The organism is Arthrobacter sp. FW306-07-I (genome assembly GCF_021800405.1).
Lineage (GTDB): Bacteria > Actinomycetota > Actinomycetes > Actinomycetales > Micrococcaceae > Arthrobacter.
Window position 1 is genome coordinate 4,055,588 of the sequence record NZ_CP084550.1, and the last position, 15,220, is coordinate 4,070,807.

At 65.7% G+C, this 15,220-nt stretch carries 12 protein-coding genes and 1 tRNA gene; 8 read left to right on the forward strand and 5 right to left on the reverse strand.

The genetic code is table 11. The features are described from left to right. The first annotated feature begins 68 nt into the window (after positions 1–68). The 3 genes from LFT46_RS18895 to LFT46_RS18905 all read left to right on the forward strand — a co-directional run bounded on the left by LFT46_RS18895 (position 69) and on the right by LFT46_RS18905 (position 3,207). Entirely contained in the window at positions 69–1,472 is a 1,404-nt protein-coding gene (locus LFT46_RS18895) for an MFS transporter (RefSeq protein ID WP_236820675.1), read from the forward strand. A 65-nt stretch (positions 1,473–1,537) separates the two neighbouring features. Continuing rightward, positions 1,538–2,020: a cation:proton antiporter regulatory subunit gene (locus LFT46_RS18900; protein ID WP_142132335.1), complete on the forward strand. Its 483-nt coding sequence runs from the start codon at positions 1,538–1,540 to the stop codon at positions 2,018–2,020. 5 nt (positions 2,021–2,025) lie between these two features. Next, positions 2,026–3,207, forward strand: coding sequence for a cation:proton antiporter (locus LFT46_RS18905; RefSeq protein ID WP_236799968.1), 1,182 nt, complete (start codon positions 2,026–2,028; stop codon positions 3,205–3,207). A 55-nt stretch (positions 3,208–3,262) separates the two neighbouring features. Here the strand turns inward: LFT46_RS18905 and dcd are convergent, their stop codons facing one another. Further along, complete coding sequence (gene dcd / locus LFT46_RS18910; protein WP_236820676.1) at positions 3,263–3,838, reverse strand: dCTP deaminase; 576 nt, start codon at positions 3,836–3,838, stop codon at positions 3,263–3,265. A gap of 142 nt (positions 3,839–3,980) precedes the next feature. Here dcd and LFT46_RS18915 point away from each other — a divergent pair, with 142 nt between their 5' ends. After that, positions 3,981–5,711, forward strand: a complete 1,731-nt coding sequence (locus LFT46_RS18915) for a CAP domain-containing protein (RefSeq protein WP_236820677.1) — start codon at positions 3,981–3,983, stop codon at positions 5,709–5,711. Positions 5,712–5,771: 60 nt separating this feature from the next. Here the strand turns inward: LFT46_RS18915 and LFT46_RS18920 are convergent, their stop codons facing one another. Further along, entirely contained in the window at positions 5,772–6,233 is a 462-nt protein-coding gene (locus LFT46_RS18920) for an SRPBCC family protein (RefSeq protein WP_236799971.1), read from the reverse strand. A 264-nt stretch (positions 6,234–6,497) separates the two neighbouring features. On the opposite strand from LFT46_RS18920, the gene LFT46_RS18925 reads away from it, so the two are divergent. Further along, positions 6,498–6,568: transfer RNA gene (locus tag LFT46_RS18925), tRNA-Gly, on the forward strand. A gap of 94 nt (positions 6,569–6,662) precedes the next feature. Beyond that, positions 6,663–6,803, forward strand: coding sequence for a hypothetical protein (locus LFT46_RS18930; RefSeq protein WP_236799972.1), 141 nt, complete (start codon positions 6,663–6,665; stop codon positions 6,801–6,803). Positions 6,804–6,908: 105 nt separating this feature from the next. On the opposite strand, the gene LFT46_RS18935 is transcribed toward LFT46_RS18930, so the two are convergent. Beyond that, complete coding sequence (locus LFT46_RS18935) at positions 6,909–8,288, reverse strand: MFS transporter (RefSeq protein ID WP_236820678.1); 1,380 nt, start codon at positions 8,286–8,288, stop codon at positions 6,909–6,911. A gap of 140 nt (positions 8,289–8,428) precedes the next feature. Here LFT46_RS18935 and LFT46_RS18940 point away from each other — a divergent pair, with 140 nt between their 5' ends. Then, entirely contained in the window at positions 8,429–9,283 is an 855-nt protein-coding gene (locus tag LFT46_RS18940) for a LysR substrate-binding domain-containing protein (protein WP_236820679.1), read from the forward strand. Between the two features lie 164 nt (positions 9,284–9,447). Further along, complete coding sequence (locus LFT46_RS18945) at positions 9,448–9,762, forward strand: hypothetical protein (protein WP_236799977.1); 315 nt, start codon at positions 9,448–9,450, stop codon at positions 9,760–9,762. Positions 9,763–9,837: 75 nt separating this feature from the next. On the opposite strand, the gene LFT46_RS18950 is transcribed toward LFT46_RS18945, so the two are convergent. Beyond that, a complete protein-coding gene (locus LFT46_RS18950) occupies positions 9,838–13,344 on the reverse strand; it encodes a bifunctional proline dehydrogenase/L-glutamate gamma-semialdehyde dehydrogenase (protein WP_236820680.1) in 3,507 nt (1,168 codons plus the stop codon). 285 nt (positions 13,345–13,629) lie between these two features. Beyond that, positions 13,630–15,093, reverse strand: coding sequence for an amino acid permease (locus LFT46_RS18955; RefSeq protein ID WP_236820681.1), 1,464 nt, complete (start codon positions 15,091–15,093; stop codon positions 13,630–13,632). Between the last annotated feature and the right edge of the window lie 127 nt (positions 15,094–15,220).

Sequence of the window (15,220 nt, forward strand, 5' to 3'; positions counted from 1 at the left end):
GCAGAATCCCCGGCAGCACGGGCCGGAGCTCCCCGGAGTGTTCGCCACGGGCGGATACGATTCATCGTATGAACAGCGCCAGCGCGCCGGGGGCAATGCAGCCGGCCTCGGAACTCGAAGCCGGAACCCCGTCCTCCAGCAAGGGGCGCATCCTGGCCTGGGCCTCCTGGGACTGGGGTTCGGCGGCCTTCAACGCAGTGATGACTACCTTCGTCTTCACCGTTTACCTGACGTCCAACGCCTTTGGGGGCGAGGACAGCGCATCGGCCGTGCTGGGCGCCGCGCTGGCCGTGGGCGGATTCGCCATCGCGCTGCTGGCACCCGTGACGGGCCAGCGCTCCGACGCGGGCGGCCGGCGCAAGCTGTGGCTGGGAGTGAACTCGGCCGCCGTCGCCATCCTCACGGCCCTGTGCTTCTTCGTGTTCCCGCGGCCGGAGTTCCTGCTCCTCGGGGCCTGCCTGATCGCCCTGGGCAACGTGTTCTTTGAATTCGCCGGCGTCAACTACAACGCCATGCTGGCCCAGGTTTCCACGCCGCAGAACATCGGAAAGGTCAGTGGATTCGGCTGGGGCGCCGGCTACCTGGGCGGGATCGTGGCCCTCCTGATCGTCCTGCAACTCTTTGTCCAGCCGGCTTTTGACTGGTTCGGCGCGTCCACGCAGGACAGCCTCAACATCCGGCTGGTGGCCGTCTTCTCAGCCCTGTGGTTCTTCGTCTTCGCCCTTCCCGTCCTGTTCGCCGTCCCTGAACTACCCCGGTCACCCCAGGCCGCCCGCCTGGGTTTCCTTGCCAGCTACGGCCTGTTGTTCCGGCGGATCAAGGCCATCTACGCCACCAGCCCCCACACCATCTACTTCCTCTTAGCCAGCGCCGTATTCCGTGACGGCCTGGCCGCGGTCTTCACGTTCGGCGGGATCATCGCGGCCGGCACGTTTGGCTTTGCCCTTTCCCAGGTGATCTTCTTCGCGATCTTCGGGAACGTAGTGGCGGCCATCGGCGCGATGCTCGGCGGGTTCCTTGACGACAAGGTGGGCCCCAAAGCCGTCATCACCGGCTCCCTGGTGGGACTGCTTGTGGCCGGGACTGCCATCCTGGTCCTGGGTAACGGCAACTATTCCTTCTTCGGCATGCAATGGGCGGGCAGCACCACGTTCTGGGTGTTCGGCCTGTTCCTCTGCCTGTTCGTCGGGCCGGCCCAGTCATCGTCGCGCGCCTACCTGGCCAGGCTCGCACCGCACGGGGAGTCCGGCGAACTCTTCGGGCTGTATGCCACCACCGGCCGGGCCGTCAGCTTCCTTGCACCCGCCCTGTTCACCCTCTGCATCACCCTGGCAACCCCGCTGGTGCCTGCCGGCCAGGCACAACGGTGGGGCATCCTGGGCATCATGGTGGTCCTCCTGGCAGGACTCCTGGTGCTGCTGCCGGTGAAGCCACCGGCAAAGGCTCCCGTCGCCGTCGTTCCCGCCGGCTGAAACACCGCGATGGGGGCCTGGTCCGGGACTCCGCCAAGTGGTGGAAGGCGGACTAAGCTGGACCCATGAACGTGGACGAAACGAACCTTCCGGGCCTGGGCCTCCGGAAGGATTTCATGACCGCCTCCGGGCGCCGCATCGGTGTGGTGGAGCGGCGGGAGGGCCAGACGGAACTCATCGTTTCCACCTGGGACGACCCCGATACCTGCCAGGCTTCGATTCCGCTCACCAGCGATGAAGCAGCCACCCTTGGCAACCTCCTGGGCGGCACGCACCTGGCAATGAAGCTCGCGGAGGAGCACAAGGACGTCCCGGGCATCGTCACCCGGCAGTTCTCCATCGCCGCCGACTCCCCGTTCCAGAACCAGCCCATGGGCAAGGCGTCCATCCGCACCCGGAGCGGCGTCTCCATCGTGGCCATCATGCGCGAGGGTGAGGTGCTGCCATCGCCCGGGCCCGACGTCGTCCTCCACCCCGGTGACCTGCTGGTGGCAGTGGGCACCCAGGAAGGCCTCGACTCAGCGGCCCATATCCTGCGCCACGGCTAGTTCCCATGGACCCGTTGGCCCAGACCCTCGTTGAACTGGGGGCCGTTGTGTTCTGCCTCGGCCTCCTGGCCAGGCTGGCCGGACGGATCGGGATGTCGCCCATCCCCTTTTACCTGCTGGGCGGTCTGGCCTTCGGTGCCGGCGGCGTCGTCAAGCTCGAAGGCATGCACGAATTTGCCCATCTTTCCGGCGAAATCGGCGTCATCCTCCTGCTGCTTATGCTCGGGCTGGAATATACGGCTGCCGAACTTTTTACCGGGCTGCGCCGTTCCTGGCAGGCCGGCATCCTGGACCTTGTCCTGAACTTCCTGCCCGGCGCCGGGCTCGCGCTGCTACTGGGCTGGGGCGGCGTGGGTGCCATGGTCATGGGCGGGGTCACCTACATCTCCTCCTCGGGCATCGCCGCCAAGGTCATTACGGACCTGGGCCGGCTTGGTAACCGCGAAACACCCGTGGTGCTGTCCATCCTGGTGTTCGAGGACCTGGCCATGGCCGTCTACCTGCCCATCCTCACGGCCACCCTGGCCGGGGTGAGTTTCCTGGGCGGGCTGACCACGGTGGGGATTGCCCTGGCGGTGGTCACCGTGGTCCTGATGGTGGCGCTGCGGCACGGGCACCACGTGTCCAAGGCCGTGCACAGCGAGAACTCCGAGGTCTTCCTGCTCAACGTCCTCGGGGCCGCCCTGCTGGTGGCGGGCGCCGCATCCGCCATGCAGGTCTCTGCGGCAGTGGGCGCGTTCATGCTGGGCATCGCCATCTCAGGCTCCACCGCGCACAATGCCACCCGCATCCTTGAGCCGCTGCGGGACCTGTTTGCCGCTATCTTCTTTGTGGCGTTCGGGCTCAACACGGACCCCGCCTCCATTCCGCCGGTCCTGGGCTGGGCCCTGGTCCTGGCGGTGGCCACGGCGGGCACCAAGATGATCACGGGAATCTGGGCCGCCAAGCAGGCCGGAATCGCCCGGCCGGGCCGCTTCCGGGCGGGCGCCGCACTGGTGGCGCGCGGCGAATTCTCCATCGTGATCGCGGGCCTTGCCGTTGCCTCGGGAGCGGTTCCGCATGAGCTCGCGGCGCTGGCCACCGCCTACGTGCTGCTGATGGCGGTGCTGGGTCCGCTGGCCGCGCGCTACGTGGAGCCGCTGGCCAAGCCGTTCATCCGGCCGCGGGCGGTCGCCCCGCAGACCTAGCCCCTCAAAGCATTGGGAGCGCAGGAGCTTAGGCGCGCGGCTGCCTGCTGGTGCTCTAGATGCTGGTGCGGTGGAAGTTCAGGTGGCTGCGGCTGGCGGTGGGGCCACGCTGGCCCTGGTACCGGTTACCGTACTCCCCCTGGCCGTACGGGTACTCCGCCGCCGAAGTCAGCCGGAAGAAGCAGAGCTGGCCGATCTTCATCCCCGGCCACAGCTTGATGGGCAGTGTTGCCATGTTGGACAGCTCAAGGGTGACGTGGCCGGAAAAGCCAGGGTCGATGAAGCCGGCAGTGGAGTGGGTCAACAGGCCAAGCCGGCCCAGCGATGACTTGCCTTCCAGGCGGGCCGCAATGTCGTCGGGCAGCGTCACGGTCTCATAGGTGGAACCCAGGACGAACTCCCCCGGGTGCAGGATAAAGGCCTCGTCCTGCTCCACTTCCACCAGCCGGGTCAGCTCGGGCTGCTCCTGCGCCGGATCAATGTGCGCGTACTTGTGGTTGTCGAACAACCGGAAGAACTTGTCGATCCGGACATCCACGGACGACGGCTGGACCATCGCCGGATCGTACGGTTCCAGCACGATCCGCTGGGAATCAATTTCGGCTCGAATGTCGCGGTCAGAGATCAGCACCGTCCCAAATTACCGTATCGGTTATCCACAGCCACACTTTCCCGTTGTTGCTGTGGCCTGGTGGGGCTAATGTTGCGAATGAAAGCCGCCGGAATGGTCTCCCGAATGGCGTAACAGAGCTGGGGATGTTGTGAATAAATTAGTGGCACCGTCTTTTATTGGCGTGCTCTGTGCATTGGCGCTGGTCTCTTCGTCTGCCGCCGCACCCCCCGAGCCGCTGCCCTTCGGCCAGGCCTCGGGCACAGCGAGCATCACACTGCAGGCTCCGCTGGTCCGCGGCAGCGGAACCTCCATGCAGGCTGACACGGCAGGGAAACTCACCCCTGCCGTAGACCCCGATATCCGCGTCGCTTCGCCCCTGACCGGGGCAGCCCCCACACCGGAGCCTGCGCCCGCTCCCCCAACGGCCACGTCCGCACCCGACCTCGCCCCTCCGTCCGATGCCGGGGTTGCGCCCTCCACGGAAACTTCGCCGTCTCCGCCACCCACTTCCGCTTCCCCGGCCACACCCCAAACGACTTCCATCCCTCCGCTGTGGGCACCGGACCAGGAACTGTCCTCACCGTCCACAACGCAGCTCGCGGCTCCCGATTCCTCCGCCCCCCTTTCCACCGAGGCACTGGTACCGGACAGCAACTCGTCCGCCATCCTCACCGTGTTCACCAAGATCAACGAGTACCGGGTGGCCAACGGCCTTAACAAGGTCAAGTACCACCCCACTGTGGCCGGGTTGTCGCAAGAATGGTCGGACAACATCGCCACGCGTGAGGTAATCGAACACCGCGCGAGTTTCTGGACTGATCCCCGCGCCCTGAACCCCAACAACGGAGCCGGTGAAGTCATCGCCATCCGCACCGACCGGGACGCCGCCCAGCTTGTGGAGTGGTGGAAGGGTTCACCGGGCCACAATGCCATGCTTCTCGACCCGCGCTTCAACGTGATGGGCGCCGGGATCTCCTATACGAACTCCACGTACCAGATTTGGGGTGTGGTGAACTTCTTCGGATACACCACACTGCCGGCGGGAACCCTCGATTCCCCGGGCGGCGCCGGGTCGGGTGGAGCTTTCCCGCCCCCGCCGCCAAGCCTGTGCGACGCACCCGTCAAGCACATGCCGCCCACCCTCAATCTCGCCGCAGCGGCAATCACCGGCCCGGCAGACCTCGTTTCCGTCGACTCCGCCGGCCAACTGCTGAACCGTGCGTCCACCGGCCCCCGCACCTACGCCGCAGCCAAGGTCATCGGCTCCGGCTTTGGCGGAGCCAAGGAAGTCTTTGTCACCGACTGGGACCGGGACGGCGCCTATGACGTCCTGACCCAATGGACCGGCGGCAACCTGACCCTGTACAGGGGCATCGCCACCGGTGGGTTCCAGGCGCCCATCACCCTCGGTACGGGTGGCTGGAACACCCTGACCTTGGCCGTGGGCGGCTGGTGCGCCAACAACCGCATGCCCCAGATCCTGGCGCTGGACGGCGCCGGCAACCTGTTCATGTATGCGAACAGGGGAACCGGCGACATCGCGGACCGGGTCACCATTGCCACTGGCATCTACGCCTCCCGGCTCTCCATGGTGGACTACGACGCCGACGGTTTCCAGGACGTCCTCGCGCTGAAGACCGACGGCACCGTACAGCTCTACCGCGGGTGGGGCACCACCGCGGTCCGCGCGGAGGCCAGGCCCACCGTCGCAACGGGGTGGACGGACGTCACAGGAATCCGGGCGCTGCGGAATGTCACCGGGCTGAACTCCACAGGCGTGGCGCTCCGGCGGGCCAATGACACCGTGCAGTACTGGGACCTTAGCTCTGGAAGCCTCGCGTCGCCGTCGAACATAACCGGCCCCTGGAGCGGGCAGCGGCTGGCGCAGTAGGCCAGGCTGTCTGCCGGCACCGGTAGCCGAACCCCGGCACCAGCACCCGGCATTGCAGCGTCAGAGTGCGGGCTGCAGTTCCAGCACGTGCTTCAGCCGGTCCAGCTGGGCCACGTCGGAGCTGACGCGGCGCTGCAGCATCCCGTCCAGGAACGTGAACCTGCTGAGGAAGCCGAAGCGGCCGCCGCGTTTTGCTTCCATGGCGAACCGCACGCGGGTCCCGGCGTCCTCGCTGCTGAGGTAGTAGCCGCCCCAGCGGGTTGCGGGACCGGAGACGATGTGGAATTCAATTTCTGCCCCTGGCCGCAGGTTGGTGATCTCCAGTTCCGCCGGGATGCTCAGGCCGGAGCGGCCGGCCACCATTTTGCGGTACAGCGCGCCGTTGGCATCGGCGGGCCCCCGAACGAGCTTCACGCTCCGGACGTCACTGCGCCAGGCGGGAAGATTGGTCGCGTCAAGGAGGTATTGGTACACGGGCATGGCGTCGCGTTCTATGAGGACCTCGTGCTCTGCGATTGCCATGTAAAAAATTCCTGTGGTTGACGTCGGCTGCCGCAATAGCTGCCTCCCCCAAATGCGGCCGCTACCCGGATCAGGTTAGCCAGCGCCCCTCGGCCGGACCTAGCAGGCACCGCGGACGTTATTGAAGAGTTACTGGATGACGCCCGGGCTTGCGGCGGGTTGCAGGTCTTGCCTTGAAGGACACGGAGGCGCTGCTGGCCGGGTTGGCGGGGAGCCTGCAGATCTGCGCTAAGCTAAGTTCTGCCCCGCTCGAGCGAGGGCGCTGCGGCTGTAGCTCAATGGTAGAGCGCTAGCTTCCCAAGCTTGATACGCGGGTTCGATTCCCGTCAGCCGCTCTCGTGCCCGCACGGCGGCCCTCCACAGTTCCATTAGGTGCCAGGGTGTACCGTCGGTAGCAAGGAGCCTTTCGGCTCCGCTACAGGAGCAATCATGGCTGATAAGTCCCCGCGTCAAACGGCATCAAAAAAGTCCGGCAAGTCCATCAAGGAAAAGCGCGCAGACAAGAGGGCCGCAGCTGCCCCTGCCGGCTCCTTGGACATCACTCCCACCAAAGCGGCGAAGAAGAAGTAACCCAGCGAACATCCCGCTGGGCCAGCACAAGACCCCGTCATCGCGGCTGATGGCGGGGTCTTGTGTTCGCTGCAGGCAGGCGACAGGCCCTACCGGGCCCGTTCGCTAGGTTCCCGCGTGCCTGCTGACGATTCTCAAAGGGCGCCGGGCCTTTATGTCCATCCGGACGGCCAGGCCACCCTTCCGCGCCAGGATCGCGGCGACGGTGATGGCCGCCAGCGCGGGCACGCCGCCGGAGACCAACAGGGCAACATGCGGGTTGGCGTGTTCGGCGATCGAGCCCAGCATGGGGCCGCCCAGCGCCTGGCCCCCGATCTGCACCATGATGTACAGGCTCATCACGCGGCCGCGGATGCCCAGGTTGGAACTGACCTGTACCAACTGGTTGCAGCCGGTCAGGAACATGAGGCACCAGAATCCGGACAGCACCATCACCGCCCCGAAGGACACCATGGACGGCGCAAGCGCGGCAAGGCAGAGCATCAGGCCGTACATGCCGGCGCAGAACACCACGGACCGAAGGCGCAGTTGACGACGGCGGGTGGACGCCACGGCGCCGGACAGGGCACCAAGTGCCACCAGGGCATTGAGCACACCGTAACCACCGGCGCCCACCTGGAAGACGTGGTCCGCGAAGGCGGCGAGGATTACGGGCAGGCTCATGGCGAAGACCGAAACAAATCCGGCCATCAGCCACGGCCAGTAGATAGTGGGCTTGCTCAGGGCATAGCGGAGCCCCTCCCGCAGCATTCCCTTGCTCTTGGGCGTGGGTGCACTGACGAACAGCTGGTCCTTCCGCAGGACCAGGAGCATCACCACCGTCGAGCAGCAGGCCAGGGCGTTGGCCGCAAAAGCCCAGCCGGCGCCTACCGCCGTCAGCAGCAGGCCCGCCATGGCCGGGCCGATCAGGCCGCCCAGCTGGAAGGTGGTGGAGTTGACGCTGATGGCGTTCCGCAGATAGGTGGGGCCTACGAGTTCGTTGACGAACACTTGGCGCGCCGGCTGGTCGAGGACTGTCACCAGGCCCAGGACCAGGGCAATGCCGTAGACGTGCCACACCATGATGACGCCGCTGAGGGCAAGGGTGGCAAGCGTTGCGGCAAGGACAGCGGCCACGCTCTGGCACAGGATGAGGATCTTTCGCTTGGCGAACCGGTCGGCGATCATGCCACCCCAGGGCCCCAGCAGCAGGGAGGGCAGGAACTGCAGAGCCACGGTGATGCCAACGGCTGTCACGGAGCCGGAGAGCTGGAGCACCAACCAGTCCTGGGCGATCCGCTGCATCCAGATGGCGATGACCGCGATGAAGTGGCCGGCCGCAAAGATCCGGAAGTTGGGCACCTTCAGCGAGATGAAGGTGTGCTTCCACGGGAGCCGCTCCGCGACGACCGGAATCGGCTGGGTCTGGTTGTTGGGCGGCGCTGAGCCCGCCGCGTCGATGACTGGTTGGGAGATGGAGGCCGACGAAGGCGGAGGGGGTGCCACAGGGATGTCCTCAAATATTGCGGGCGGTCTGGGATGCCCTTAACGCTAGGCTGGCGGAGCAGATTATGGAGGCGTATGGTCCCTATAACTCGTATTGCAATACGCAATAGGACCGCAGCTACAGAGACACCGGAGTCCCCATGTTCGAACCAGCCCAGTTGCGCTCTTTCCTGGCCGTCGCCGATACGCTCAGCTTCACCAAAGCCGCCGAGCGCCTCGGGCTGGCCCAGCCGACCATCAGCCAGCACATCCGCAAGCTGGAGGCGGCGGCCAAGCGCAGCCTGATCACACGCGATACCCGCGACGTCCGGCTCACGGACAACGGGGACGCCATGGCCGGATTCGCCCGGAACATCCTGTCCGCCCACGACGCCGCAGCCCGCTACTTTTCAGGTTCGGCGATGCGGGGCCGGCTGCGGTTCGGCACCGCGGACGATCTCGCCATCACCGGGCTGCCGCGCATCCTGCGCGAGTTCCGGCAGATTTACCCCCAGATCAACCTGGAGCTGACGGTGGGGCAAAGCGACCAGCTGTACCGCAAGCTCAACGCCGGCCAGCTGGACCTGGTCTTCGTGAAATGGGTGGCAGGGGCAAAGGATGGCACCGTGGTCCAGCACGATTCCTTCTCCTGGGTGGGCCTGGAGCAGACCGTGATGGAGCCGGGCACCCCCGTACCCCTGATCGCCTACCCCGCCCCCAGCCTCAGCCGGAAACTCGCCATCGTTGCACTCGAAGCGCACGGCAGGACCTGGCGGATCACCTGCACCACCCGGCAGATCAGCGGCGTGCTGGCAGCGGTCCGGGCCGGGATCGGCGTGGCCGTGATGCCGACCTCGCTGGTGCCTGAAGACCTGAAGATCATCACCCGTCGCTTCGACCTTCCCGCCGTGGGCGATGTGGACTTCACCCTGATCCGCAATCCGCTGGCGAACGCCGAGGTGATCGACGCCCTCACCCAGTCGATCGTCGGCCGGACCATTAACCGGCAAACTTAACTCTCTTCCGGCATGATTTCCAGTATTTGGGGGAGTTAGGGGGTTCGTGTCCATTGATAGGGGAACTGGCATAGCCTATGCTGATTTTTCAAGGTCAAGCAGCAGGCCAGTTCACTAATTCAAGCGCGTCCCCTGCATGGGAAAACGCTTGGGACAGGCAGCCAATGACGACAGCCAGGAACATCCATCTCGGTTCTGCACACGCACGCCCGTACTCTGCACCGCGGCCGTCCACGCGCCAGAACACCCTCGGAACCGGACACGCCTCCCTCGACTCCGGTTACGTAGGAAAACCCACCTGCGACAAATGCCGTACCGACGAATTCGTTTATCTTGAGTCGTACATTCCGCCCACCTACCGGCGTGACGGAAGTGTAGCCACCCTTGGCGAAGTGGCCTACACCTGCACACGCTGCGAGGACTTCTCGGCCCACAGCGTCCCGGCCACCTGGGCACCGCCCGGCTGGTACCTGGGCTAGTAACCGCAAAACGAAAGCCCGGCAGCCACTTTCCCTGGCTGCCGGGCTTTCGTGTGTCCCTGAGGAGGCAGTGGCCTAGATCAGAGCGTCGGACAGGTGGTTCGGGGTACCGAAGCGGTGGGCGGTGATGCTGACAGCCTGCTCGTGCAGGAACGGCAGCAGTTCGACGCGGCCAGCTTCAGTAACGGCGTGGGCGTAGATGGCCAGGTCGGGCCGCCCGCCGGTCGCTTCCGCCAGCGCGGACGCGTCGCCACCGATCAGGCGGATGCGGGCCCCGGACAGCTTGCCGGCTGCGGCGAGGTGACCCGCGGAAGCCAGCCAGCCGGCGTCGGACTCCACTGTCACGTCGATGTCTTGTGCGGTGAGCACGGAGCGCAGCTGGGCGGGAAGTTCGACGGCGGCGGACACAGTGAGTGCCGACCCCGCCAGCACCCCGGCTGCCACGGTCCGGACGAGGTGGGCCAGCGGCTCACCTTCGGAGAGGCGGATGGTGACCGGAAGGCTGCGGTAGCGGAAGATGTTGCGTTCCGCGCTCAAGCCGGAGACGTCCTTGGCGGTGCCGAACTCGTCGGCCCAGGCCTCGGCGTCGGAGGCCAGTGCCCGCTGGACAGACTCAAGCTCTGCAGGCTGCAGGGCGGGTCCGGCCGCGTTCATGATGCGGCGGACACCGGCGTGGCTGACATCCGCGGTGGCTGCGCTGGTGGCAGGCACCCAGTCGCCAAGCCCGGCCAGGTAGTTGGGGCCGCCCGCCTTGGTGCCGGCGCCAACGGCCGACTTCTTCCAGCCGCCGAAGGGCTGGCGCTGCACGATGGCGCCGGTGATGCCCCGGTTCACGTACAGGTTGCCTGCCTGGATGGTCTCCAGCCAGATGCCAAGCTCCTCGGTGTTGAGCGAGTGCAGTCCGGCAGTGAGGCCGTACTCGATCTGGTTCTGGATGGCGATGGCCTCTTCCAGCGTCTCAGCGGTCATCACGCCAAGGACGGGGCCGAAGAATTCGGTGAGGTGGAAGTAGGAACCGCGCTTGACGCCGTAGCGCACGCCCGGGCTCCAGAGCCGTCCGGTTTCGTCCAGCTTCTTCGGTTCCACCGCCCAGTTTTCGCCGTCGCCCAGGGTGGTGAGGGCGTTGAGGAGCTTGCCGTTGGCCGGCTCGATGATCGGGCCCATCTGGCTGGTGGGATCCTGCGGGTAGCCCACCTTGAGGGAGGTGACTGCGTCGATGAGCTGGTTGTGGAACCGCTTGGACTTGGCCACCGAGCCCACCAGGATCACCAGCGAGGCGGCGGAGCACTTCTGCCCGGCGTGGCCGAACGCGGAGTAGGCCACGTCCTTGGCGGCGAGGTCCAGGTCCGCGCTGGGGGTGATGATGATGGCGTTCTTGCCGCTGGTCTCGGCCAGGAGGGGCAGGTCCTTGCGGAAGGAGCGGAACAGCTCTGCGGTTTCGTAGCCGCCAGTCAGGATGACGCGGTCCACGGCGGGGTGGCTGATGAGCTGGGTGCCGAGCTCCCGCTCCCCCAGCTGCACCATGGTCAGCGCGCCCTTGGGGACGCCGGCCTCCCACAGGGCTTCCACCATGACGGCGCCGCTGCGGGCGGCCTGCTTGGCAGGTTTGATCACGACGGCGGAGCCGGCGGCGAGTGCCGCAAGGGTGGACCCAGCGGGGATGGCGACCGGGAAGTTCCATGGCGGAGTGACAACGGTGAGCTTGGCTGGGACGAACGTGGCGCCGTCGACCGTGTCCAGCTTTCGGGCGGACTCGGCGTAGTAATGGGCAAAGTCAACGGCCTCGCTGACCTCGGGATCGCCCTGGTCGATGGTCTTGCCGGTTTCGCTGGCCATGACCTCGAGCAGGTCGGCGCGGCGGGCTTCCAGGATCTCGCCCGCGCGGTGCAGGGTCTCGGCGCGCTCGTTGCCGGAGAGCCGGCCCCAGGCCTTGCCCTTCTCAAGGGCATTGTCGATGGCGCTGTTGAGGGTTTCCTCGTCGTTGATGAAGGCAGCCTTGACGGAGTCCTCGCCCAGGATGGAGGAGGCGACACGGTCCAGGATGGCGCGGCCCCAGGTGCGGTTGGCGGGGAGCGCGGGATCGGTGTCGGGGGTGTTCCGGAAGCCGGCGTGCGGCATCGGCTCCGGCGGAAGGTTCCGGTCCTGGCGGCGGTTGGGCAGTGGAACGGTGTTGTCCAGGGCCTCCAGCGAGGAGAGGAAACGCTGCTTTTCGCGCTCGAACAGGCCCTCGTTTTCGCTGAGCTCGAAGACCGCGGACATGAAGTTTTCCTGGCTGGCGCCCTCTTCCAGGCGGCGGATCAGGTAGGCGATGGCGACGTCGAACTCGGCCGGGTGCACCACGGGTGTGTAAAGGAGCAGGGATCCGACATCCTTCTTGACGGCCTCGGCCTGGCCCTGTGCCATACCCAGCAGCATCTCGAACTCGATACCGGACTCAACGCCGCGCTGCTTGGCCAGCAGCCAGGCGAAGGCGATGTCGAACAGGTTGTGGCCCGCCACGCCAATGCGGATGTTCCTGATCCGGTCCGGGTGCAGCGCGTAGTTGATGACCCGCTTGTAGCTGGTATCGGAGTCCTGCTTGCTGCCCCAGGTGGCCAGTGGCCAGTCGTGGAGGGAAGCTTCCACCTGTTCCATGGGCAGGTTGGCGCCCTTCACCACGCGGACCTTGATGCCGGCACCGCCGTTGGCTCGCCGCTCCGCGGCCCAGTCCTGCAGGCGCATCATGGCGGACAGCGCGTCCGGGAGGTAGGCCTGCAGTACGATGCCGGCTTCGAGGTTCTTGAACTCGGGCTTGTCCAGGATCCGGGTGAAGACCGCAATGGTCATGTCCAGGTCCTTGTACTCCTCCATGTCCAGGTTGATGAACTTGGCCTTGCGGCCACCCGATGCGAAGGAGTTGGCGCGCTGGAACAGCGGGGTGAGCTTCTCGACGACGTGTTCCACCGCTTCGTCGAAGGCCCAGGCGGAGTGCGGGGCCACCGTGGAGGAAACCTTGATGGAGACATAGTCGACGTCGGGGCGTGCCAGCAGCGTGTGCGTGCCCTCGAGGCGGCGGGAGGCCTCGTGCTCGCCCAGGACAGCCTCGCCCAGGAGGTTGACGTTGAGCTTGATGCCGTCCTTCTTGATCTTGGCGATGGCCGGGCCCAGCTTGGCGTCGGTGGCGTCCACGATCAGGTGTCCCACCATCTCGCGAAGCACTTTACGGGCGATGGGAATGACCACCTGCGGCATCACGGGGGCCATGGCACCGCCCAGCGCCACGGCGCTGCGCATGTACCAGGGCAGGAAGGCCGGAACCTTGGGGGCGAGTGCGGCGAGGTTTCGGGCGGCGACGTTCAGGTCCTCGGGACGGACCACGCCGTCCACGAAGCCGACGGTGAATTCGAGGCCGTTGGGATCCTTGAGGACGCCGGCAAGCTGCTGGGCGGAGGGGTCCACCGGCACCTTGGCGGCCTCGGTGAGCCAGTGGCGGACCAGGGCGACTGCCTCATCGGCGAGGGCCTTTGCCTGGGGGACGTCGACGTCGACCGTCTGCGGGGTGGCCGCTTTGACGACTGCCGGTTCCATTGCAACGTGGGTCATGGTTTTCCCGATCTTTCTTACTGTGGGAGGGGTCTTTCCACCAGTATGAGCTTCGAGTCACATAAGATAAAGCGATCTTTTCCAACCAATACAGGTTAGGAAAACCAATGGTTCAGAGACCCCTTAAATGCCAACGGCAGACCTCCCACCCTTCCCTGTTGCTCTATCACTTTTGGTCGCTAAAACGGCTGTTTAGGAACCGTAAGTGATAGAGCAACGGGGGTCTAAGGGTGGGAGGCCTGCCGGTGAGCGGGCGCCAGAATCGAGCGGGGCCCGGGGCTGGAGTTAGGAAACCGGGCGGTGCAGGTCCGCGAGCTCCTGGTGGCGGGGGCTGTTGGGGTTCATCAGCGAGTGCTTGCGGCCGTAGCTGAAGTAGATGACCAGGCCGATAATGAGCCACACCACGAACCGAACCCAGGTCTCCCAGTGCAGCTGCAGCATCAGGAAGGCCGAAGCCAGGACGCCGAAGGCCGGGATCACGGGCATCAGCGGCAGGCGGAACGTGCGCGGGGCATCGGGGCGCTTGTAGCGGAAGATGATCACCGACAGGCAGACGACGACGAACGCGGCCAGGATGCCGATGTTCGTCAGGTCCGCCACCTCCTTGATGGGGAACACGCCGGCGAGGAACGCGGAGGCGATGCCGCCGATCCAGGTGACGCGCTGCGGAGTGCCGTGGCGGTCGGTCTTGGCGAACCATCCGGGCAGCAGGCCGTCGCGGCTCATGGAGAACCACACGCGGGTCACACCGAGGAGGAAGGTGAGCATCACGGTGAGGATGGAGAGCACAGCGAACACCGAGATGATGGTGGCGATCACCGGCAGGCCCACGGAGGTGAAGGCGGAAGCGAAGCCGGCCTTGGGGTCGATGTCCTTGTAGTTCTGCATGCCGGTCAGGACCAGGGTGGCGGCCACATAGAGCAGCATGGCGATGATGAGCGAGAGCACAATGGCCTTGGGCATGTGCTTCTTGCCATCCTTGGCTTCCTCGGCCGCGGTGCTCATGGCGTCGTACCCGAACACAGCAAAGAAGACGGTGGCCGAGCCCGCAACCACAGGGCCGAAGCCGCTGGGCATGAACGGGTTGTAGTTATTGGTGTCGATGTAGAACACGCCGAGCCCGATGATGAACAGGATCAGGACCACCTTGATGGCCACGGCGACGAGTTCGAACCGGCCGAACGCCTTGGTGCCGCGGGACAGGATCCAGGTGACCAGGAGGCAGACCAGGATGGCCGGAATGTTGACGATGCCACCCTTGCCTTCGTCCACGGTGGACGTCATCCATGCCGGCATGTGGATGCCAATGCCGGCCAGGAAGGCGTCAAGGTAGCCGGAGATGCCGATGGCCACTACCGCAACGATGGCAATGTATTCCAGCAGCAGGTCCCAGCCGATGAACCAGCCGATCACCTCGCCGAGCGCCACATAGCCGTAGGTGTAGGCGGAACCGGCGCGGGGAATCATGCCCGCGAATTCCGCATAGGATAGGGCCGCGGCCGCAGAGGCCAGGCCTGCAATCAGGAAGGAAATCAGTACCGCGGGCCCCACTCCCGGGTTTCCTTCACTGCCGGCGGCGACCAGTCCCGCGAGGGAGAAGATGCCGACGCCGATAATGCCGCCCACGCCAATGGCGGTGAGCTGCCACAGCCCCAGGGACTTGAACAGTCCGCTGTGCTTGCTCTCTTCTTCGATGTCGTCGATGGGCTTGCGCCGCATAATCGATTGGCTTAAATCTTTGGTGCTCATTCGAACTCCTGCTTGGGGTGCGACCCCGCCGCGGCACGCCAAGGGACCTGGCTGTGACGGGGGTAACTCGATTTCAACAGTATGCGTGCGCGATTGCATTAGATAAAGTGACTACTTCTAACCTATA